Raw genomic sequence first — 848 nt, forward strand, 5'->3', positions numbered from 1 at the left:
CCTCGTTCCAGACCGGGCTGGTCAACGCGATCCCGCCGATCTTCGCCGTCGTCGCCATGTATCTGTGGTCGCGCCATTCGGACCGAACGGGCGAGCGCACCTGGCACGTCACCTTGGCCTGTGCGGCCGCCGGCCTGGGGCTGTTCTTTGCCGGCTTCGCGGTCTCGCTGGTCGCCGTGGTCCTGGCGCTGGTCCTGGTGAATGCGGGCGTCAGTGCCGCCAAGCCGCCGCTGTGGTCGATGCCGACGCTGTTCCTGTCGGGATCCGCCGCCGCGACCGGCATAGCCACGATCAACTCCCTGGGCAATCTGGGCGGTTTCGTCGGCCCCTATGCCATCGGCCTGATCAAGAACCAGACCGGCAGTTTCGAATACGGCCTCTATTTCGTGGGCGGCCTGCTGATCCTGTCGGCGGTGATGACGCTGATCATCGCCAGATCCACCCGCAAGCAGGCCGATGCCATCGCTTCCGCACATTGACAACCTTTCTGGAACGGAAAACGCCATGAAAACCTACAAGATCGCCGCCATCCCCGCCGACGGCATCGGCCCCGAAGTGATCGCCGCCGGCCTGCAGGCGCTGGAGGCCCTTGCCGGGCGCGACGGCAAGTTCACGTTCGACATCACCGAATTCGACTGGAGCTCGGACCGCTACAAGAAGACCGGCGCGCTGATGCCCGAGGACGGCCCTGAGCAATTGAAGGCCTTCGACGCCATCTTCTTCGGGGCGGTGGGTGCGCCGGACGTGCCCGATCACCTCACGCTTTGGGGTCTGCGCCTGCCGATCTGCCAGGGCTTCGATCAATATGCCAATGTGCGCCCGACCAAGATCCTGCCCGGCATCCAGTC

Annotated in this window: 2 protein-coding genes; both read left to right on the forward strand. The window is 65.2% G+C overall.

Translation table 11 applies throughout. The features are described from left to right. Positions 1–479, forward strand: a 479-nt coding sequence (locus tag AQY21_RS02855) for an MFS transporter (protein ID WP_152988082.1), incomplete at its 5' end; no start/stop codon positions are given. Positions 480–504: 25 nt separating this feature from the next. Continuing rightward, positions 505–848: isocitrate/isopropylmalate family dehydrogenase (locus AQY21_RS02860; protein WP_238986676.1), on the forward strand; the 344-nt coding region annotated here is incomplete at its 3' end.

The organism is Paracoccus sp. MKU1, assembly GCF_001447385.1.
Lineage (GTDB): Bacteria > Pseudomonadota > Alphaproteobacteria > Rhodobacterales > Rhodobacteraceae > Paracoccus.